This window comes from Amycolatopsis thermoflava N1165 (genome assembly GCF_000473265.1).
In the GTDB taxonomy this organism is placed as follows: domain Bacteria; phylum Actinomycetota; class Actinomycetes; order Mycobacteriales; family Pseudonocardiaceae; genus Amycolatopsis_E; species Amycolatopsis_E thermoflava.
In genome coordinates this window covers 4878986-4898098 of the sequence record NZ_KI421511.1, presented here as the reverse complement: position 1 = coordinate 4898098, position 19113 = coordinate 4878986, and the positions used below count along the sequence as shown (strand labels likewise).

Sequence of the window (19113 nt, the reverse complement as noted above, 5' to 3'; positions counted from 1 at the left end):
GATGGGCTCGTCCGTGCGGTTCGCGGTGCTCGGCCCGCTGATCGCCGAGGCCGGGCGCGGTCCGCTCGACCTCAAGGGGCCGCGGCACCGGGCCGTTCTCGCGCGCCTGCTGATCGCCCGCGGCCGGGTGGTGCCGGTCGACCGCCTCGTCGACGACCTGTGGGACGACCCGCCCGACGGCGCGGTCGGAGCCATCCAGACCTTCATCGCGGCGTTGCGCCGCGCCTTGGAACCCGACCGGCCGCCGCGCACCCCCGCTCAGTTGCTCGTGACCACCGGCGGCGGCTACGCGCTGCGCGCCGAGGAGGTCGACGCCTGGCGCTTCGAGGAGGCAGTCACGAAGTCCGCCGGCCTCGCACCGGCCGAAGCACTGTCCCTTGTGGACGAGGCGCTGGGTCTGTGGCGGGGTCCCGCCTACGCCGAGTTCGCCGATCAGGGTTGGGCACGCGCGGAGATCGCCCGCTTGGACGAGCTGCGCCTGCTCGCCGTGGAACGCCGGGCGGACGCGTTGCTGGGCCTCGGACGTGCCGCCGAAGCCGTGCCCGACCTGGAGGCCCACACCGGCGCGCACCCGCTGCGGGAGAACGGGTGGCGGCTGCTCGCGCTCGCGCTGTACCGGGCCGGCCGTCAGGGCGACGCGCTCGCCGCGCTGCGCCGGGCACGGCAGGCGCTGGCCGACGAACTGGGCGTCGACCCCGGGCCGGACCTGCGCGAGCTGGAGGCGGGCATCCTCGCGCAGGCGCCCGAGCTGCGTGGTGCGGCGCCGGGTTCGGGCACGCTCGTCGGGCGGGACGGTGAGCTGGCGCGGCTCGTCGAGGCCGCCGGGCGGGCGCCCCTGGTCCTCATCTCCGGGGAGGCGGGCGCGGGCAAGACCGCGCTCGCCGAAGCGTTCACCGCCGAGATGGAAGCGCGGGGCTGGGCCACCGCGTGGGGCGTCAACCCCGAGCACGAAGGCGTGCCGGCCGCCTGGCCGTGGACGCGGATTCTCGACGCGCTCGGCATCGCGCCCCCGGCCGAACCGAACCGCTTCCAGTGGCACCGCGCCGTGCGCGAGCGGCTCGCCGCCCGAGGCAAGCTGCTGCTGGTCCTCGACGACCTGCACTGGGCGGGCGAGGAGACCCTGGCGCTGCTGTCCGCGCTGGTCACCGATCCGCTGCCGGGGCCGGTGCTGATCGTCGCCACCTACCGCAGCACCGACGTCGCCCCCGCCCTCGCCGGCTTCCTCGGCCGCATCGCGCGGGCCGAGCCGGTGCGGATCTACCTCGGCGGCCTGCCCGCCGACGCGGTGCCGGCGCTCGTGCGGGACACCACCGGCCGGGACATCGACGCCGGCACCGCCCGGACGATCCACCAGCGCAGCGGCGGCAACCCGTTCTTCGTGCGTGAACTGGCACGCGTGCTCGACACCGGAGGCGCGCTCTCGGCGGTGCCGCCCGGCGTGCGGGACGTGGTCCGGTACCGCGTCGCGCAGCTGCCCGACGCGGTCCAGGCCGTGCTGCGGCAGGCCGCGGTCATCGGCACCGAGGTCGACCTGGACCTCCTGCCCGGCGACGCCCTCGACGCGCTGGAACTCGCCGCCGAACGCGGTTTCCTCGTCGAACACGGGCCGGGCCGGTTCCGCTTCGCGCACGCGCTCGTCCGCGACACGCTCTACCAGGACCTGTCCCGCTCGCGCCGGGCGCGGTTGCACGCGCGGATCGGCGAGGCGATCGAGCGTCTGCGGCCCGGGGACGTCGCCGCGCTGGCGCACCACTTCCTGCTCGCCGAGGCGCCCGCCGCGGTGCGGTACGCGCGCGCCGCGGCCGAGGACGCCGAGCGCCGGTTCGCCCCGCACGAGGCCGCGCGGCTGTGGCAGGCCGCGCTCGACCACGCCGATCGTCGCGCGCCCGCTGACGCGGATGGTGGCGCGGCCGCCGGCGTGCCGGAGCGGCTCGAGCTGATCATGGGCCTGGTGCGGGCGCTGGCCGTGGCCGGCGAGCTCGATCGCGCCCGCAAGCACCGGGCCGAGGCGCTCACCCTGGCCGAGCAGGTCGGCGACCCCGCCCTGACCGCACGCGTGCTCGCCGCGTTCGACGTGCCCGCGATCTGGACCGCGCACGACGATCCCGAGCTGGCCCAGCGGATCGCCGACGTGACCGAGCGGACCCTGGACGCGTTGCCACCGGGCGAAGACGCGGTTCGCGCGCGCCTGCTCGCCACGCTTGCCCTCGAACTGCGCAACACCGCGGGCGACCGGGGACCGCGGGCGGCGCGGGAAGCCGAGGCACTGGCCCGGCGCCTCGACGATCCCGCCCTGCTCGCGTTCGCGTTGAACGCCAGGTTCATGCAGTCGTTCGAGCGGGCCGGGCTCGCGCCGGAGCGGGCCCGCATTGGGCGGGAGCTGGTCGAGCTGGCCCGGCGCCACGAGCTGGTGGCGTTCGAGGTGCTCGGCCACCTCGTGCTGATGCAGGCCGCCTCGGCCCTCGCCGACTTCCCGGCCGCCGACCGCCACGCGCAGGCGGCCGACGAGCTCGGCGAGAAGCACGAGATCCCGCTCGTCGACGTGTTCACGCAGTGGTACCGCGCGATGCGGACGTCCGCGGCCGGGCGACCCGCCGAGGCGGCGTACCGCGCGGCGGCAGCCCGGCTGGCAGGCACCGGGATGTCCGGAGTGGACAGTGGGATCCTCGGCTTCGCCCTGCTGTGCGATCGCCTCCAGCGCGGCGCCGACCCCGGGCACGACCTCGACTTCGGCGCCTACGAGCCGTGGTGCCGTCCCGTGGTGTCCGACGACGGGTCGGAGATCCCGCCGTCCCCGCGCGACCTGCTCTTCGAGGCCCGCACGTGCCTGCACGCCCTGGTCGCGATCCGCCGCGGCGACCGGCCGGCGATGGCCCGCCTGCACGTCGAACTGCTCCCCGCGGCGGGCGAACTGGCCGGCGCGGGCAGCGGACTGCTCACGCTCGGCCCGGTCAGCCGGTACCTGGACGAGCTCGCCCGCCACAGCGCCTGAGCTCGCGTCAGGCCGCCGGGCGGCTCGCCCGCCACAGCGCCTGAGCTCGCGTCAGGCCGCCGGGCGGCTCGCTCCCGCGTAGTCGTCCGTCCGCGTGCGGTACGTCGCGATCTGGATGGCCATGCCCTGCGTCGGCGCGTTGATCATCAGGCCGTTGCCCAGGTAGAGCCCCACGTGGTGGATGCGCGTCGCCGGGTTGCCGTAGAACACCAGGTCGCCCATCTTCGGCTCGGCGACCGCCGGGGTGGACCGGAACTGCATGTCCGCGGTGCGCAGCAGGTTCACGCCCGCCGCGTCGTAGGCGGCCTTCGTCAGCCCGGAGCAGTCGAACCCGGCCGCGCCCGCGTCCGGGCCGTTGCCGCCCCACACGTAGGGCAGGCCGAGCTGGTCGAGGGCGAACCGGGTGGCCCGCACCGACGGCGCGGACGCCGACGCCGGGTCCAGCGACAGCTGCGCGTACAGCTGGGCGTTGCCGAGCGCCTGCTGGCGGAACAGGTCCGAGTCGCGGTAGTGCTCGATCGCCTTCCACCAGCCCTGCCCGGACTGCAGGTCGGTGTTCCCGGCGCACAGGGTGCGGCCTGCGGCGACGGACGCGTCGTCGATGTCCTGGATGTCGCCCCGCGCGCCGGCCCGCTGCCACTCGGCCTGGGTGAGCTGCATCGGTCCGCCGCGCGACTCCGTCGCGGCCTCACCGGCGGCGCCAGTCAGCGGCACCGCGCCGAGCGCCTTCGTCAGCGTCCCGTCCGCGGCGAGCGATCCGCCGCCGAACCGGCCGTGGTTCGTGCTGGCCTTGCCGATCCCGGCGAGCGTCACCCACGACAGGTGGCAGCCCGGGTCCTCCTCGCGCAACGTCAGCTCGCCCGTCGCGTACCCGATCAGCGCGCGCTCCGGGATGTCCAGTGGCCCGCTCAGGCCGGCCGCCCACTTCTCCAGCTCGCTGCGGCCCTGCTCCTGGGGCGCCTGCGCCTGCACCGGCGCGTTCGGCTCGAGCACGGTCGGCGCGGAGGCGAGCGCCGCGTTGCCCGACGGCGGCTCGGGCGGCACCACGTCGGCGGCGGCCCGCACCTGTTCCCCCGGCGGCTCGACCAGCAGCCACCCGCAGGTGCCGACGGCGGCGACGAGGATCAGCGCGATCAGGGCACGCCCGGCGGCGGCCCGCCCCCAGGATCGGAAACGCATGGTCACCTCGCCAACACTAAAAGACAACGACCGCCGCGGACACAGTGATCCAACGACCGGACCCCCTCGTGCGTGACGGAGGGCGAATAGGCTTCCCACATGAACGCGATCAACGCCGGGCGGCTGCGCGCCGAACTGCTCGCCCCGCAGGGTCCGTACGCGGCGCTGGACGTCGTCCCCAGCACCGGTTCCACCAACGCCGACCTGCGGCGGGCGAGCGTCGAGGGCGCGGCGGACCGGACGGTGCTGATCGCCGAGGAGCAGACCTCCGGCGTCGGCAGGCGTGCCCGGGTGTGGGCGTCCCCCAAGGGCAGTGGCATCTATCTCAGCGTGCTGCTCCGCCCGGCCGAGGTCCCGTTCAGCGCACTCGGCTCACTGGCGATCGCGGCCGGGCTCGCGGTGACCGACCTGACCGCCGAACTGGGTGTCGACGCCGTCCTCAAGTGGCCCAACGACGTGCTCGCAGGCCCGGATCGCGGCAAGTGCGCCGGCATCCTGTCCGAGGCCGTCGCCGGGGACGAGCTGGGCGTGGTGCTCGGCATCGGGCTCAACGTCCGCCCGCTCGGCCCGGGTGTCGAGCCGGGCGCCGGCGGGCTGCTGCCGACGTCGCTGGCCGAGCAGGGCGCTCGCACCACCGACCGCACCGACGTCGCCGCGCTGCTGCTGGCCGCGCTCGCCGACCGGGAGGACCGCTGGCGCACCGCGGGCGGCGACCTCGCGAAGGCCGGCCTGCTGGACGACTACCGGGTGCGCTGCGAGACCCTCGGTCAGGAGGTGCGGGTGCTGCTGCCGGGCGACCACGCGATCCTCGGCACGGCCGAGGACGTCGACGGCGCGGGCCAGCTGGAAGTGCGTGGCCAGGACGGCAAGCGGCACACCGTGTTCGCCGGAGACGTCGTGCACCTGCGCCCGGTACGGTGAAGCGGTCGCGAGAGGAGTTCGCAGTGGCCTACCCCGACGATCTGCTCAGCGAGAACGAGCAGGTCATAGTGCACAGCCATCCGCACGCGAAGATGCTGATCTGGCCGGTGACCGGTTTTCTCGTGACGCTGGGGCTGGGCATCTGGCTCGTCACGCTCGCCGGCGACGCGCCCGCGCCGTGGAACGACGTGGCCCGCATCGCGATCGCCGTGGTCGCGGTGGTGCTGATCGTCTGGTTCTTCCTGGTGCCGCTGGTCCGCTGGCGCACCACCCACTTCATCGTCACGACCGACCGCCTCATCGTCCGCGAGGGCGTGATCAAGCGCACCGGCATCGACATCCCGCTGGGCCGGATCAGCAGCGTGCAGTTCGAGCACGGCATCGTGGACCGCCTCTTCGGCTGCGGGACGCTGGTGATCGAGTCCGCTTCGGACGAGCCGCTGCGCTTCGAGGACATCCCGCGCGTCGAGCGGGTGCACACGATGATCTACCGCCAGGTCAACGACAACCCGTACGACGACTTCCCCGGCGAGCAGGGACCGCAACCCCGTGGCCGTGGCGTCCGGTGATCTCACCCGATCCGGCGACCTGCGGATCACGGAGCTGACCGCGGGTGACTGGCCGCTGTTCGAGCGGCTGCTCGGCCCGAACGGGCTGCAGGGCGGCTGCTGGTGCGCCTGGTACCGGATGACCAGCAGGCAGTACCGCGAGACCGGTCCCGATGAGCACAAGGCGCACGTGCGCGACGAGGTGCGGGCCGGGAAACCGTTGGGGCTGCTGGGGATCCTCGACGACGAGCCGGTCGCCTGGGTCGCGGTCTCGCCCCGGCTGGACAACCCGCGCCTGGCCACCTCCCGGGTCGCCGCGCTGCCGGACGACGATCCCACGGACGTGTGGTCGGTGACGTGCTTCTACGTGCACCGCCGCGCCCGCGGGCAGGGCATCGCGGCGGCGATGCTGCGCGCCGCGACCCGGCACGCGTTCGACCGCGGCGCCCGCGTGGTCGAGGGATATCCGGTGGATGGCAGCAAAAAGCGTCCGGCGGGCGAGCTCTACCACGGCACGATCGAGATGTTCTCCGCGGCTGGTTTCGATTTGACCGCACGGCGCGACACGGTTCGGGCACTCATGCGTATTTCCGCTCGATGAGGCAACCTGATGCCGAGGGGGAACCGGAGCGCGCCGCCGCGCGTCCGAGTCCGAGCCGACTGCTGTACTCGCGAGGAGGGGTGCCGTGACCGAGCATCGGGCGCAGGTGGAGGAACTGCTCGCCGACTACCGCCGCAGCCGGGAGAACCTCGCGTCGGCGCAGCGCGATCTCGCGGCCGTCACCGCCTCGGCCACCGACGCCGACGGGCTGATCACGGCGACCGTCGGCCCGCGCGGCACGCTGACTTCCCTGACCGTCGCGGACGGCGCGTACTGGCGGTACCGGCCGAACGAGCTGGCGCAGCAGATCGTGCGGGTCACCGCCGAAGCCACCGTGCGGGCGCTCGCGCGGGCCGGTGAGGTGCTGGCGCCCGTGCTGCCTGCGGGCACCGATCCGCAGGCGCTGCTGCTCGGCACCGGCGACCTCGACGCGACCGAGATCGCGCCGGCGAAACCCCGCCCAGCCCCGGACGAGGAGAGCCTCGAGGACCACCGCTGGATGACCCGATGAGCGCCGGTTTCGAGGCCGACGCGGACCGGCTCGCGGTCTCCTCCGGCGACTTCGGCAACCTCGCGGAGCGCGCGGCGGCGGTCGCGGAGCGGCTGGAGCGCGCCCTCGACGGCGCGCACGGGGCGTGGGGCGACGGCCCGGTCGGGCAGGCGATCGCGGCCTCGCACGTGCCGCCCGCCGAGGAAACCCTGGCCGGGCTGCGGAGCCTGTCCGGGCGGCTGACGGCGTTCGGGCAGACCGTCGGCGCGGCCGCCGGGCGATACCGCGGGTCCGAAGAGGACGCGCAGCAGGCGATCACCGACACGGCACAGGGGTAGCGCATGGGCATCGAGCTGCCGCGGGAACTCGCCGCCCTCGCCGCGGAAACCGGGTTGTCCTGGCCGGACGCGGACGAGGACAGGTTGCGTGAGCAGGCGTCCGCCTGGCGCGACGCGCACCGCGAGCTGACCGCGCTCGCCGCGGAGGCCGACCAGCAGGCGGGCACCGCGGTCGCCGCGCTGTCCCGGGACGCGGGCGAGGCGGCCGGGCAGGCGTGGTCGGCGTTCGTCGACCCGGAGAACGGGCACCTCACCGTCGCCGCGCGTGGCGCCGCCGAAGCCGCGGACCGGCTGGAGAACGCGGCCGAGCAGGTCGGCGCCGCGAAGGTCGAACTGGTGCGGCAGCTCGTCGAGGCCGCGAAGAACCGGGACGCCAGCCTCGCCGCCGCGGAGAACGGCCACCCGACCGCGATCCTCGGCGTCGAGCCGATCCTGCGCGGCACCGCGGCGAACCTGGCGGTCGTGACGCACGGCCTCGCCGCGACCCTCGGGCCGGCGCCGGTCGGCTCGCTGGTCACCCCGCTCGTCGAGCCGAACCCGGGCGCGCGCACGCCGGACGGCCAGGGCGCCCTGCTCGGGGTGGTCACCGGGCTGGCGCCGGAACTGGTGGCGCCGGTCGTCACGCCGTCGCCCGCGGTGCTCGGCAGCGCGCCGCCGTCTGTGCCGTCTGTGCCGTCTGCGGTGGCTTCGGCTGTGCTGACGCCGCCGGTGGTGCCGCCCGTGGTCCCCGAACCGGCCTTCGCCGACACCGACACCGGCCCGATCCAGCTGCCGGACCCGCCGACCCCGCCGTCGCTGCCGCAGTACGAGGGGCTGCTGGACTCCGGGGGCTTCGACGAGGTGCCGACGCCGTCGACCGGGCTGCCGAACGGAACCGTCGCCGCGGGGTTCGCCGATGCTGCGGTGCCGCCGGTGGGAATGCCGGGGATGCCGGGACTGCCGGCCGCGCCCGCTCCGGCCGCCGGGTACGCGCCCGCAGCTCCCGCGGCCGGGTACGCGGCCCCCTTCGCGCCACAGGCACCAGCACCGCCACAAGCGCCGGTCGCGCCAGTCGCGCCGGGCCCGCGTCAGCCGTACCAGCCGTACCCGGAGCCCGCCCCCGCGCGCGCCGGAGCCGATGGGCGCGCCGCGGCAGGAACGGGAAACGATCGTCGCGTTGTTCCGGGTCCACATGTTCCCGATCGGTCACCTGCCCGTGGCCACCGACAAGCCGGCGCGGCAGCTGCCCGCGCCGCCGTGCGAGGTCGACTACGCGCCGGGCCTGCGGTTCCCGCCGCACGACCACCCGCGCTCCGACCTGATCCACACCGACGACGCGCTCGCGAAGGTCCAGGCCGGGTACGGCCGCCGTCCGTCGCCCGCCGGCACACCCCCGGCCGGGGTGCTCGCCGGGTACGACCCGCTGGGCGGTCTGCACGAACGCGACTGGGACCGCCGGTTCCTCGCCGGGAAGCGCCGCGAGGTGCCGGAGTACGCGTGGCCGCCCGGCGAGCTGTACCCCGAGGGCGGCACCGCGGAGGGTGAGCCCGAGGTGCTGGCCGAGGGCGTGGTCCTGGACCGGTTCGGCGATCCGCGTGGCCGGGTGTTCGCGCCGGACGGCACCCCGTTCGCGCGGCGGTCGCTGCCGCCGCCGGTGCGCGACGCCGGCTACCGGCGGTACCGCGTGCTGCGGGACCTGCCGGTGTGGCGCGCGGTGTCGGCGCCGTGGTTCGGGCAGCCCGGCGGCGGCGAGCGGTACCGGGCGGTCTATTCGGCCGACGAGCTGGTCACCCTGGGGTATCTGGCGGACATCACGTTCGAGGAGGGCGCTGCGCAGTGAACGTCGAGTCGATCGTGCGGTGGCTGGCGGCCATCGGGGTGCCCGGCGAGGTGATCTCGATCGGCAAGGAGGCCGACAACGCGTGGTGCCTGCTGCGGGTCGAGGAGTCCGAAGAGGGCGGCCCGGTGTGGGAGGTGTTCTGGCGCGAGCAGGGCAACCGCTACGACTGGGCCAGGTTCACCAACGAGCAGGTCGCGTGCCACTACCTGTTCGGCAGGCTGGCGTGGTCGCAGGTCGCTCGCGGCGCGGTGGGGTTGCTGCCCGCGCCGGCTTAAGGCGAGCTGACGGCACCGTTAAGGAATTCGCGCTGGTGCTCGCGGGGCGCCGCGGTGATGCTCGACCCATGATCACCCCCGACACCAAGGACTGGACCTGGGTGCTGCGCGCGCCGTGCCCGGAATGCGGTTTCGACGCCGCGACCTTCGCGCGCGAAGACGTGCCCGCGATGCTGCGCGCGAACGCCGGCGCCTGGCGCGAGGCGCTGGGCAGGCCGGACGCGCGGGAGCGGCCGGCGCCGGACAAGTGGTCCGCCCTGGAGTACGGCTGCCACGTGCGGGACGTGTGCCGGATCTACCTGGAGCGCCTGCGGCTGATCCGCACGCAGGACGCCCCGTTGTTCCCGAACTGGGACCAGGACGCGACGGCGGTCGAGGACCGGTACGACACCCAGGACCCGCGGGTGGTGGCGGACGAGCTGGTCGCGGCGGCGGACCGGCTCGCCACGGCGCTCGCCGAGGTGAGCGGCGCGGAGTGGGACCGGACCGGCACCCGCAGCGACGGCGCGCACTTCACGATCGACACCTTCGCGCGCTACTTCATCCACGACCCGCTGCACCACCTCTGGGACGTGACCGGCGAGCGCTACCGCCGCAGGTAGCCGAGCGCCTCGTCGTGCAGGTGCCCGTTCGACGACAGCGCGGAGCCGCCGTCGAAGCGCTCCGCGCCGCTCAGGTCGGAGAACCGGCCGCCGGCTTCGGTGAGCAGGATCTGCATCGGCGCGACGTCCCACGGGTTGACGATCGGCTCGGCCGCCAGGTCGATCGCGCCCTCGGCGACCAGGCAGTGGTGCCAGAAGTCGCCGAACGCGCGGGTTTCCCAGCAGGCGTCGACGAGACCCAGGTACGCCTCGCGCGAGTGGTACTCGGTCCACGAGCCCAGGTCCGTCGTGGACAGGTAGGCGTCGGACAGCGCGCCCACCGCCGACACCGAGATCCGGCGTTCACCGGCCGGGTCGCTCATCCACGCGCCCTCGCCCGCCGCGGCCCACCAGCGGCGGCCCAGCAGCGGCGCGCTGACCATGCCGACCACCGGCTGCCCGTCCTCGACCAGCGCGATCAACGTCGCCCACACCGGTCCGCCGCGCAGGAAGTTCTTCGTCCCGTCGATGGGGTCCAGCACCCACGCGCGGCCCGACTCCCAGGCCGTGCCGCCGCGCTCCTCGCCCGCCACGGCGTCGTCCGGGCGCTCGGCGGCGAGCACCTCGCGCACCGCGTCCTCGACCGCGGTGTCCGCGTCGGTGACCGGCGTGCGGTCCGGCTTGCTGCTGACCTTCAGGTCGCGGGCGCGGAACCGGGCCGTGGTGATCGAGTCCGCCGCGTCCGCGAGCTTCCCCGCCAGGATGAGATCGTCCGTGTAGCTCGCCACGCCACGATGTTTTCACGGGGCGCGGTCGTAGAGTTGGCCAGGTGAGCATGGTGTTGCTGGCCGAGGACGACCCGGCGATCGCGGACCCGCTGTCGCGGGCGCTCGAGCGGGAGGGCTACGACGTCGAAGTGGTGGGGGACGGCCCCGCGGTGCTCGACACCACCCAGGCCAAGCGGGTCGACCTGCTCGTGCTCGACCTCGGACTGCCCGGCATGGACGGTCTGGAGGTGTGTCGCAGGCTGCGCGCGAACGGCAGCGAGCTGCCGGTGCTGATGCTCACGGCCCGCACCGACGAGGTCGACTTCGTGGTGGGCCTCGACGCCGGCGCGGACGACTACGTGGCCAAGCCGTTCCGGCTCGCCGAGCTGCTGGCGCGCATCCGCGCCCTGCTGCGCCGCCGGGCGCCCGAGGTGCTCGAAGCCGGCGGGGTGCGGATGGACCTCGGCGCGCGGATGGTGCTCGTGGACGGCCGCGAGGTGCAGCTGGCGAACAAGGAGTTCGAGCTGCTGCGGGTGCTGATGAGCCACGCCGGGCAGGTGGTGAGCCGCGACGAGATCCTCGCCGAGGTGTGGAACGACCTGGAGTCCAAGACCTCGAAGACGCTCGACATGCACATGTCGTGGCTGCGCCGGAAGCTGTCGGTGACCAGCGACGGCAAGGGGTCGGTGATCCACCACGGCGACGGTGAGCGGCGGATCGCGACGGTCCGCGGCGTCGGCTTCCGGTTCAACGCAGACTAGTGCGCCGCCGGATCCTGCTCGCCATACTGCTCGCCGTCGCGGTGACCGCGGCGGCGCTGGGCATCCCGCTCGGCGTGACCGCGTGGAAGCTGGTCGACAGCATCTACAACGAGGACCTCGCCGGCCGCGCCGCGCAGATCGCCGCGACGCTGGACACCGAGCTGGCCGACGGCGCGCTCGACCAGAACGACCTCACGCAGGTGTCGGTCGCGATCCCGCAGGGCGGCAAGCTGGTCGTCGAGGTGCCGGGCCAGGACCGGATGACCGAGGGCGCCGACCCGGGGGAGGACCCGGTGACGGCGACCGTGCAGCTGGCGCGGCAGGGGCACCTGGAGCTGTCGATCCCGTCCGGGCCGCTGCGGTCACGGCAGACCACCGTGACGCTGGCGGTCCTGCTGCTGGTGGTGTTCTCGGTGACGATCGGGACGGTGGTGGCGACTGTGACCGCCCGGCGCCTGGCCAAGCCGCTGCGGCACGTGGCCGAGCGGGCGGCGCGGCTCGGTGGCGGGGACTTCCGGCCGGACACCAGCCGCTACGGCATCGGTGAGCTGGACATGGTCGCCGAGGCGCTGGACACGTCGGGCACCGCGCTGGCGCAGCTCGTGCAGCGGGAGCGGCAGCTGGTCGGGGACGTGTCGCACCAGCTGCGGAGCAGGCTGACCGCGTTGCAGCTGCGGCTGGAGTCGCTGACCGTGGCCGACGACCCGGACACGGCGGAGGAGGCGCGGGCGGCGCAGGAGCAGGCGGACCGGTTGTCGGAGGCGCTGGAGGAGCTGCTCGCGGCGGCGCGCGCGGCGAGCGAGGTCGACACGGAGGCCCTGGAGCTGGCCGCGGAGCTGCCCGAGGTGTCGCAGGAGTGGCGGCAGTTGCTGCGCGCGGAGGGCCGCAACCTGCGACTGCGGATCGGCGAGGGCCTGATGGCGCGGGCGACGCCGGGGCGGTTGCGCGAGGTGGTCGGGGTGCTGCTGGACAACGCGCTGCGGCACGGGGCGGGGACGGTCACGCTGGCCGCGCGCCGCGGCGAGACCGAGGGCACGGTGGTGGTCGAGGTGAGCGACACCGGTTCGGGGATCCCGGACGACCTCGCGCCACACATCTTCGAGCGCGGATTTTCCGGCGGCGGCTCGACGGGGGTCGGGCTGGCGCTGGCTCGTGCCCTTGCGGAGGCCGACGGCGGGAGGCTGGAGCTGTCCAGCCGGCGGCCGGCGGTGTTCAGCCTGTTCCTGCGGGTGCCGAACCCCGGGGACGTGCCGGAGGTGCGCTGGCCCGCGGAGCGCGTGCCGCGCTGAGCGGGCGGCAGCCTCGGCCGGCTGCGGCCAGGACCGGAAGTGGGTGGCGTGCCCGGGTGCTTCGCCGCGGGCGCCGGGCAGGGTGGCTTACCGCCGCTCAAGGAGTGGGTACCGAATCCCAGGGTGCGCTGGCGCGGAGAGGTGTTGCGTCAGCGTCGCTGGGCGACGCTGGCTTGGCCCTCGGGGCGCCGGAAGTGGGTGGCGTGCCGGGTGCTTTGCCGCGGGTGGCGGACAGCGCGATGGGGTGCCGGCCCGCTGGGCTCGTGCCGCCACTGAGCTGAGCGAGCCCAACCGGCTGCCGCCGAACGTTCGGCGGGCAGTGTCAGGCGTTGGTGTCCGCCTCGTCGCGGGAGAGGTCCCTGCGGCGCTTTCCCAGTTCGTCCGGGAAGACCCACCGCTTGAAGCCCCAGAAGCGGAACACCATCGCCAGCAGCATGCCGATGATGGACCCGCTGACGAAGTCGGCCAACTCCTGCGCGAACCGGCTCACGTGCGGCAGCTCCAGGTGCAGCACGTACCGCGACACCCACAGCGGAATCAGGTTCACGGCGACGGCCAGACCGCTGATCACGAAGAACAGTGCCGCCTCGTGGTGCCTTTCCCGTCCCCCACGAGTCCGGAACGACCATTCGCGGTTGAGAATGTAGGACACGATGGTCGCGACGATGATCGCGATCGCTTTCGCGGTGGTCGGCTTGTCTTCCAGCACGCTCAGTTTCAGCAGGTACCAGACACCGTTGTCGACGACGAAGGTCGTTCCGCCGACGATCCCGAATTTGAGCAGCTCCCGATGTTTGATCAAGACCGAGCGCAGTGGCTCGGGCGTGTGCGACAACACACTTTCCACAACGGTCACTTGCGCAGTGTACGTAGTCCGCGGAACGGGGGATCGTCAGGCAGCGGATGAAGCCGGTTTCATCCCATTCATTTCGGCGGGTACGGGATCCACGGCAACCACCACCACGGCCGCCCGTGGTCCTTGGTGGTCGAGGTCGCCGACGTGCTCGACGGGGCCGAGGGAGTGGTCGGCGAAACCGTGGTCGTGGTCGTCGTGCTGCTCGACGTCGTCGATCCGCTCGACGACGGGTTGGTCGTCGTGGCGGGTTTCGACGACGGCGTCACCGTCGTCGTGGTCGGCGCGAGCCCCGGCACCCCGCAGTGCGGCAACCAGCAGTCGAAGGTGACGGTCCGCGACGCGTGCGCGCGGCCCAGTGTCGCCGAAACGGTGACGGTTTGGGATTCCTTCTTCGGCCGGTCCAGCTCGAACCACAGCCGCAGGTGCTCGCCGGGCTCGAGCGCGTTGAGGCTGGTGCAGGTGGTCGTTGGGCCGCTGTCGCACGCCGCCCGGAAGTTGCCCAGGATCAGCCGCGCGTCGGTGTCGATCGAGAGGGTGACGGGCTTGGTGTTCTCGCCCTTGTTGACCACATCGACGGACAGCCACGCGGTCCGCCCCCACACGTGCTGGCCGCTCCACAGGGCCGTCGCTTCCAGGGCCAGGTCGTCCGGCAGTTCGGCGACCGCCACCGGCACGTTCACGGACAGGCGGATGTTCGCGCCCGCGTTCACCGTCCCGGTCACCTGGCCCGAGGACGCCGTCCGGTCCGCCTTCAGCAGGAACGTCAGTACCGCGGTCTCACCCGGCTGCAGTCCGCGCGGCGTGGTGCAGGTGACCGTGCCCTCGCCCGGCGGGCAGTTCACCAGCAGCGGCCCGGCGGCGGCCTGCGCGGCGAAACCGCCGGCGCCGCCACCACCGCCACCGGCCTGGACGACGCTGATGCCGGGCGGCAGGTTCAGCGTCGCCGCGACCGGTTCGGACACCGAGGCGCCGCTGTTGCGCACCGTGATCGGCAGGGCGACCGCGTCCCCGCCCGGTTCCAGTTCGAGTGCTGTGGCCGGGCCCTCCGCGGTGATGTTCGCGGGCGCGGCAGGCGGTGACGGCGGCGGTGCCGGAGTCGGCGCGGGCGCCGGGGGCACGACGGGCGCGGGTGCCGGCTCGACGGCCGGCGCGGGCGGCGCGGCGGGCGGAGCAGCGGGCGGGGCCGGTGGCTGGGCAGGCGCGACGGCGGGCGGTGGCGCCGGGACCGACGCGGCTGCCGGGATCTCCTGGGTGCCGCCACCCGCGGCCAGCGCGGCGGCGACCGCCGCGGCCACCGCCGTCCCGGCGATGCCGACGCCGACGAACTGCCGCGGCCCGGCCGCGGCGAGCGAAGCCGCGCCACCCGCGGACCCGGCCGCGGCGCCCGCGGTCGCCACGGTCGCGGCCGTCGCCTTGCCCGCGGTCGCGAGGTAGCCCAGTGCCGCACCGCCGAGCACGATCGGCGCGATGATCGCCCGCAGCGCGCCGTTGACTTCGGCCAGCTCGGCGGCCAGCGCGCGACAGTCGTCGCACTCGTCCAGGTGCGCCTCGACCTGGGCGCGTTCCCGTTTCGACAGGCCGTCGCGGGTCCACGCGCCCAGCCGCTCGGCGCAGGCGCGGCACTTCTCGGCGGACGTCTCGGCCAGGTGGACCTGCAGGTAGGCCTGCCGCAGACCCTCGCGGGCGCGGTAGGCGAGCGCGGACACCCCGTTCGGCGTCAGGCCCAGCAGCGGCGCGACCTCCGCCGGGCTCTGCTGCTCGATCTCGGTGTGCCACAGCACCGCCTGCCAGCGCTCGGGCAGGGACGCGAAGGCCTTGGCCGCCATCGTCCGCTCCAGGCCGGCGACGGCGGTGTCGGAGAACTGGACGGTCAGCGCCTCCGCGCCGACCGTCGTCATGTCCTCGTTGAGGTCGACGCGCTTGTCCTTGCGGGTCTTGTCGTAGGCGGTGTGCCGCAGCGCGGTGAGCAGGTAGGCGCGGAAGGCGCTGTCCGGGCCCTTGCCGCCGCGCAGCGTGTCGAGGACCTTCGCGAACGCGTCGGACACCAGGTCGTCGGCCTCGGCGTTGGACCGCGCGAGCTGCCGCGCCAGGTTGTAGGCCGCGCCCACGTGCCGTTCGTAGAGCGTGCCGTAGGCGGCCAGGGTGCCGGTGCGGACGTCGGTGATCAACTCCGCGTCGCTCTTGCCCTCGAAATCGGCCGGAAGGGTGGACACCGCTCTCCTTATCCCCAGTGTTGCGCGATCAGTGTGACTGACCGGCCCGGCGTCGTCACGCAACACCTCGCCCTATTGACCCGCACGGTGTAATTCCGTCACGACCCGCCGGGTGGATCGTCACTTCACCGGAACAGCGGTCGCGGGACGAGAGGACGGTTGCCAGTGGACGTGCCGGCCATGGGTTTGCGGCTCGAACCGGAGCCCGGCGGCGACGGCCGGTCCCTGGCTGAGCTGCGGGCACGCTGGCGGTCCGCGAGCCTGGCCGCGGGATGGCGTTTCCCCAGCGACTGGGCGCTGCCGGAGGTCGACACGGTGTGCACGGCGCTGCTGCGCAGGGGCACGGCGGAAATCCCGATCGCGGGCCTGGCCAGGGCGCGGGCCGCGGCGGGCGCCGGGCTGGCCGAAACGCTCGCGGATCTGGCGGCGTTGCACGCCGTGATCACCCCGCCGGGGGATTCAGGCGGTCCGGTGAGCCCGGACGTGGACGCGCTGCCGTCCCGGCTACTGCGGGTGGCGGCGCTCGCGTGGGCCGAGGTCGCGATGGACAAGCTCGCCACCACCGAGGTCATCGACCCGCTGACCGGCCTGCCCACCGCGTCCTACCTGCGGACCCGGTTGCGCGAGCTGTACGGGCGGCCGGCCCAGCGGGTGTCGGAGGACCACACGCTGCTGGTGGTGTCGGTCGACCTGACCGGCGTGACCGGCTGGTCGCGGCTCACCGCGATGATCCTGATCGCGGAGGCGCTGCGGGTGGTGTTCGACGGCGGCGAGAGCATCGCGAAGCTCGGGCCGTCGACGGTCGCCGCCGCGGTCCCGCGCGACGGCCGGATCGCCGCGAAGGCCGTGATGCTGCGGCGCGAACTGCACGAGCGCCTGTCGGTCGACGACCAGCTGGAATCGGTCAGCCCGCCGAAGATCAAGTTGGTCCGGCTGCCCGCCACGCACGACTCCGCGTGCGACCTGCTGCAGCGACTCGCACGAACCTGACCCTGTCGCCACTGAAAAGCCGTTTCGTGATTTCCTGAAAGGGTGACCCAGTCAGTGCCCGCCGCCGGCGGCGAACCGCTCAGCGAGCCGGCGCACCCGCGCCTGGCCCTGCGGACCTCGCTCGCCCGGTTGTCGGTGCGGCCGCGTTCGATCCTGCTGCTGTCGCTCGTCCCGTTGCTCGCGCTCGTCTTCGGTGTCGTCGGCTGGCTGCTCGACTGGCGGCTCGGCGTGGACAGCGCGGTGTACCGGGCTGGAGCGATCACCCTGCTCCACGGCGAACCGCTGTACGACGCGAACACCCTGCCGCCGGAACCGTGGTGGGCGCTGCTGCCGTTCACCTACCCGCCGACGGCCGCGCTGCTGTTCGTGCCGCTGGCGATCCTGCCGGTCCAGATCGCCTGGGGCGTGCTGACCGCGATCTCGGTGCTGGCGATGGCGCTCGTGGTCCGCGTGGCGATCGGCTCGCTGCCGACCCCGCCCGCCGTCCGCCGCTGGTGGTCCTCGCCGGCCCGCGCGACGCTGCTGTTCTCGCTGGTCATGCTCGGCCTCGAGCCGGTCTGGCGGACGATCTTCCTCGGCCAGATCAACCTGATCCTGATGGCCGTCGTCGTGCTCGACGTCCTCGTCGTCACCACCCGCAACACCCGCTGGGGCGGGGTGCTGGTCGGCATCGCCTCGGCGGTGAAGCTGACGCCGCTGGTGTTCGTCGCGCACCTGTTCCTGACCGGCCGCCGCCGCGAGGCGTTCCGCGCGTTCGGCGTGTTCCTCGGCCTGCAGCTGCTGATGCTGGCGCTGATCCCGGGCGACACCATCCGCTACTGGACCAAGACGATCTCCGACACCGGCCGCATCGGGCCGGTGCACTGGGCGGGCAACCAGTCGCTGAACGGCCTGATGAACCGGCTCACCGACCTCGCGCCGTGGGCCTCGAAGGCGGCGCTCGGCGTCGCGGCGCTCCTGGCGATCCCGGCCGTGTGGCTGATGCTGCGTTTCCACCGCCGCGGTCAGGCGCTGGCCGCTCTGCTGGTCACCGCGTTCTTCGGGCTGCTGGCCTCGCCGATTTCGTGGTCGCACCACTGGGTCTGGGCCGTGCCGCTGATCGTGCTGCTGGTGTCCCGGCTGCCGCAGGCCACGCTCGCGAACGCGTGGAAGCGCTGGGTCGCCACCGGGGCGGTGGTCGCGGTGTTCATCAGCTGCGTGCTGCTGGCGCTGCCCAACGGGCGCAACATCGAGCTGCACTGGAAGTTCTGGCAGACCGTGCTCGGCAACGCCTACATCCTCACGCCACTGGTCCTGACCGTGGTGCTGGTGACGCGCTGGGCGTTGCAGCGCCGGCGGGAGCGGGCGCGTGACGACGTTGCGGTCCCGGGCTGAGCCCGCACTCGTCGGCGTCCTCGTACTGGGCGCGTTCGCGGCCGGGGTGGCCGGCTGGCTCGCGGGCTGGCACCTGGGCGCGGACAGCGCGGTCTACCGCGCCGGCGCGCTGACCTTCCTGCAGGGCGACGCGGTCTACACCCCGGAGCGGCTGACCACGCTGCCGTCGTGGGTGTCGCTGCCGTTCACCTATCCGCCCGCGGCGGCGTTGCTGTTCGTCCCGCTCGCCGCGCTGCCCAGCGGTCTGACGTGGGGCGTGCTGGCGGCGGCGTCGGTGCTGTCGCTGGCCGTGGTGATCCGCGTGAGCGGCCGGTTCCGCGGCTGGGCGGTCGCCGGGCTGACGGTGGCGGCGCTGGGGCTGGAACCGGTCTGGAAGACGATCTTCCTCGGTCAGATCAACCTGGTGCTGCTCGCGCTCGTCGTGGTCGACGTGCTGGTGCTGGCCGGCTCGCGCTGGTCCGGCGTGCTGATCGGGGTCGCGGCCGCGGTGAAGCTGACGCCGCTGATCTTCGTGGCGCACCTGTTCGTCACCGGCCGGTGGCGTGACGGGCTGCGCGCGCTGGCCACGTTCGCCGGCCTCCAGGCCGTGATGTTCGCGCTGATGCCCGGCGACGCCGCGCGGTACTGGGCCGAGGCCGCGTTCGACCCGCACCGCGTCGGCGGGGTGTCCTGGATCTTCAACCAGTCGCTCGGCGGGCTGGTGAACCGGCTCTCGCACGAGGCGTCCTGGTCGACGGCGGTCGCGCTGGCCGTCGGCGCGGTGCTCGCGGCGCCCGCGGTGTGGCTGGTACGGCGGCTGCACCAGCGTGGCGAGACGCTGGCCGCGTTGCTGGTGACCGCCTTCTACGGGTTGCTGGTCTCGCCGGTTTCGTGGTCGCACCACTGGGTGTGGGCGGTGCCGCTGATCGTCCTGCTCGCGTCGAAGGCGCGCCGGGTGTGGGCGGGTCTGGTGGCCGCGTTCTTCGCCAGCTGCGTGGTGATGCTGGTGCCCAACGGCGGCGACACCGAGTTCGGCTGGGGGCCGGAGCTGTTCGTGCCCGGCAACGCGTACGTGCTGGCCGCGGCGCTGGGAATCCTCGGCCTGGCGGCCCGTGAGCTGCGTCTCCCCGTAATCTAGAA

19 protein-coding genes are annotated in these 19113 nt (G+C 73.9%); 15 read left to right on the top strand and 4 right to left on the bottom strand.

Features of this window, described 5'->3' with window-relative positions:
• Position 1 precedes the first annotated feature (1 nt).
• A complete protein-coding gene (locus tag AMYTH_RS45655; protein ID WP_037322662.1) occupies positions 2–2992 on the top strand; it encodes a BTAD domain-containing putative transcriptional regulator in 2991 nt (996 codons plus the stop codon).
• A 51-nt stretch (positions 2993–3043) separates the two neighbouring features.
• On the opposite strand, the gene AMYTH_RS0124095 is transcribed toward AMYTH_RS45655, so the two are convergent.
• The gene (locus AMYTH_RS0124095) at positions 3044–4171 is read right to left on the bottom strand and encodes a C40 family peptidase (RefSeq protein ID WP_027932456.1); all 1128 of its coding nucleotides are present in this window, start codon (positions 4169–4171) and stop codon (positions 3044–3046) included.
• A 99-nt stretch (positions 4172–4270) separates the two neighbouring features.
• Here AMYTH_RS0124095 and AMYTH_RS0124090 point away from each other — a divergent pair, with 99 nt between their 5' ends.
• The 9 genes from AMYTH_RS0124090 (at position 4271) to AMYTH_RS0124055 (ending at position 9765) form a co-directional block, all read left to right on the top strand.
• Positions 4271–5092 carry a biotin--[acetyl-CoA-carboxylase] ligase gene (locus tag AMYTH_RS0124090; RefSeq protein ID WP_027932455.1) on the top strand — a complete coding sequence of 274 codons (822 nt, stop codon included), beginning with the start codon at positions 4271–4273 and terminating at the stop codon, positions 5090–5092.
• 23 nt (positions 5093–5115) lie between these two features.
• A complete protein-coding gene (locus tag AMYTH_RS0124085; RefSeq protein ID WP_027932454.1) occupies positions 5116–5661 on the top strand; it encodes a PH domain-containing protein in 546 nt (181 codons plus the stop codon).
• The gene (locus AMYTH_RS0124080; protein WP_027932453.1) at positions 5642–6241 is read left to right on the top strand and encodes a GNAT family N-acetyltransferase; all 600 of its coding nucleotides are present in this window, start codon (positions 5642–5644) and stop codon (positions 6239–6241) included. The genes AMYTH_RS0124085 and AMYTH_RS0124080 overlap by 20 nt, the downstream gene beginning before the upstream one ends.
• An 85-nt stretch (positions 6242–6326) precedes the next feature.
• Positions 6327–6752, top strand: coding sequence for a YbaB/EbfC family nucleoid-associated protein (locus AMYTH_RS0124075; protein WP_017986849.1), 426 nt, complete (start codon positions 6327–6329; stop codon positions 6750–6752).
• Positions 6749–7069: a hypothetical protein gene (locus AMYTH_RS0124070; protein ID WP_027932452.1), complete on the top strand. Its 321-nt coding sequence runs from the start codon at positions 6749–6751 to the stop codon at positions 7067–7069. Before AMYTH_RS0124075 ends, AMYTH_RS0124070 begins: the two co-directional genes overlap by 4 nt.
• 3 nt (positions 7070–7072) lie before the next feature.
• The gene (locus AMYTH_RS48080; RefSeq protein WP_267283901.1) at positions 7073–8593 is read left to right on the top strand and encodes a WXG100-like domain-containing protein; all 1521 of its coding nucleotides are present in this window, start codon (positions 7073–7075) and stop codon (positions 8591–8593) included.
• Positions 8532–8888 carry a TNT domain-containing protein gene (locus AMYTH_RS50935; RefSeq protein WP_267283900.1) on the top strand — a complete coding sequence of 119 codons (357 nt, stop codon included), beginning with the start codon at positions 8532–8534 and terminating at the stop codon, positions 8886–8888. The genes AMYTH_RS48080 and AMYTH_RS50935 overlap by 62 nt, the downstream gene beginning before the upstream one ends.
• On the top strand, positions 8885–9163 hold the full coding sequence (locus tag AMYTH_RS0124060; protein WP_017986852.1) for a hypothetical protein: 279 nt from the start codon (positions 8885–8887) through the stop codon (positions 9161–9163). The genes AMYTH_RS50935 and AMYTH_RS0124060 overlap by 4 nt, the downstream gene beginning before the upstream one ends.
• A gap of 68 nt (positions 9164–9231) precedes the next feature.
• Positions 9232–9765 carry a DinB family protein gene (locus AMYTH_RS0124055; protein WP_027932451.1) on the top strand — a complete coding sequence of 178 codons (534 nt, stop codon included), beginning with the start codon at positions 9232–9234 and terminating at the stop codon, positions 9763–9765.
• On the opposite strand, the gene hisN is transcribed toward AMYTH_RS0124055, so the two are convergent.
• On the bottom strand, positions 9750–10532 hold the full coding sequence (gene hisN, locus AMYTH_RS45645) for a histidinol-phosphatase (protein WP_037322661.1): 783 nt from the start codon (positions 10530–10532) through the stop codon (positions 9750–9752). The two genes, AMYTH_RS0124055 and hisN, sit on opposite strands and share 16 nt — an antisense overlap.
• A gap of 47 nt (positions 10533–10579) precedes the next feature.
• Here hisN and AMYTH_RS0124035 point away from each other — a divergent pair, with 47 nt between their 5' ends.
• Together AMYTH_RS0124035 and AMYTH_RS0124030 are read left to right on the top strand one after the other, a co-directional pair.
• Positions 10580–11272 carry a response regulator transcription factor gene (locus AMYTH_RS0124035; RefSeq protein WP_026153804.1) on the top strand — a complete coding sequence of 231 codons (693 nt, stop codon included), beginning with the start codon at positions 10580–10582 and terminating at the stop codon, positions 11270–11272.
• A complete protein-coding gene (locus tag AMYTH_RS0124030; protein ID WP_027932449.1) occupies positions 11272–12561 on the top strand; it encodes an ATP-binding protein in 1290 nt (429 codons plus the stop codon). The genes AMYTH_RS0124035 and AMYTH_RS0124030 overlap by 1 nt, the downstream gene beginning before the upstream one ends.
• 322 nt (positions 12562–12883) lie before the next feature.
• Here AMYTH_RS0124030 and AMYTH_RS0124025 read toward each other — a convergent pair whose 3' ends face one another.
• Positions 12884–13417, bottom strand: a complete 534-nt coding sequence (locus AMYTH_RS0124025) for a GtrA family protein (RefSeq protein ID WP_027932448.1) — start codon at positions 13415–13417, stop codon at positions 12884–12886.
• A gap of 68 nt (positions 13418–13485) precedes the next feature.
• Positions 13486–15630 carry a sigma-70 family RNA polymerase sigma factor gene (locus tag AMYTH_RS45640; protein ID WP_051362808.1) on the bottom strand — a complete coding sequence of 715 codons (2145 nt, stop codon included), beginning with the start codon at positions 15628–15630 and terminating at the stop codon, positions 13486–13488.
• A 165-nt stretch (positions 15631–15795) separates the two neighbouring features.
• On the opposite strand from AMYTH_RS45640, the gene AMYTH_RS0124015 reads away from it, so the two are divergent.
• From AMYTH_RS0124015 to AMYTH_RS0124005, 3 genes are read left to right on the top strand one after another with little or no spacing between them, the layout of a single operon-like run.
• Positions 15796–16620 (top strand): GGDEF domain-containing protein, encoded by an 825-nt coding sequence (locus tag AMYTH_RS0124015; protein ID WP_027932447.1) that lies wholly within the window; start codon positions 15796–15798, stop codon positions 16618–16620.
• Positions 16621–16662: 42 nt separating this feature from the next.
• Positions 16663–17994 carry a glycosyltransferase 87 family protein gene (locus AMYTH_RS0124010; protein WP_027932446.1) on the top strand — a complete coding sequence of 444 codons (1332 nt, stop codon included), beginning with the start codon at positions 16663–16665 and terminating at the stop codon, positions 17992–17994.
• Positions 17969–19111, top strand: a complete 1143-nt coding sequence (locus tag AMYTH_RS0124005) for a glycosyltransferase 87 family protein (protein ID WP_027932445.1) — start codon at positions 17969–17971, stop codon at positions 19109–19111. Before AMYTH_RS0124010 ends, AMYTH_RS0124005 begins: the two co-directional genes overlap by 26 nt.
• The last annotated feature ends 2 nt before the right edge of the window (positions 19112–19113 follow it).

What these genes read in the sequence shown, in the direction of transcription:
- AMYTH_RS0124035 (WP_026153804.1), top strand. Translation starts at nt 10,580, where the DNA reads ATGGTGTTGCTGGCCGAGGACGACCCGGCGATCGCGGACCCGCTGTCG.
- AMYTH_RS0124070 (WP_027932452.1), top strand. Translation starts at nt 6,749, where the DNA reads ATGAGCGCCGGTTTCGAGGCCGACGCGGACCGGCTCGCGGTCTCCTCC.
- AMYTH_RS0124090 (WP_027932455.1), top strand. Translation starts at nt 4,271, where the DNA reads ATGAACGCGATCAACGCCGGGCGGCTGCGCGCCGAACTGCTCGCCCCG.
- AMYTH_RS48080 (WP_267283901.1), top strand. Translation starts at nt 7,073, where the DNA reads ATGGGCATCGAGCTGCCGCGGGAACTCGCCGCCCTCGCCGCGGAAACC.
- AMYTH_RS45655 (WP_037322662.1), top strand. Translation starts at nt 2, where the DNA reads ATGGGCTCGTCCGTGCGGTTCGCGGTGCTCGGCCCGCTGATCGCCGAG.
- AMYTH_RS0124095 (WP_027932456.1), bottom strand. Translation starts at nt 4,171, where the DNA reads ATGCGTTTCCGATCCTGGGGGCGGGCCGCCGCCGGGCGTGCCCTGATC.
- AMYTH_RS0124055 (WP_027932451.1), top strand. Translation starts at nt 9,232, where the DNA reads ATGATCACCCCCGACACCAAGGACTGGACCTGGGTGCTGCGCGCGCCG.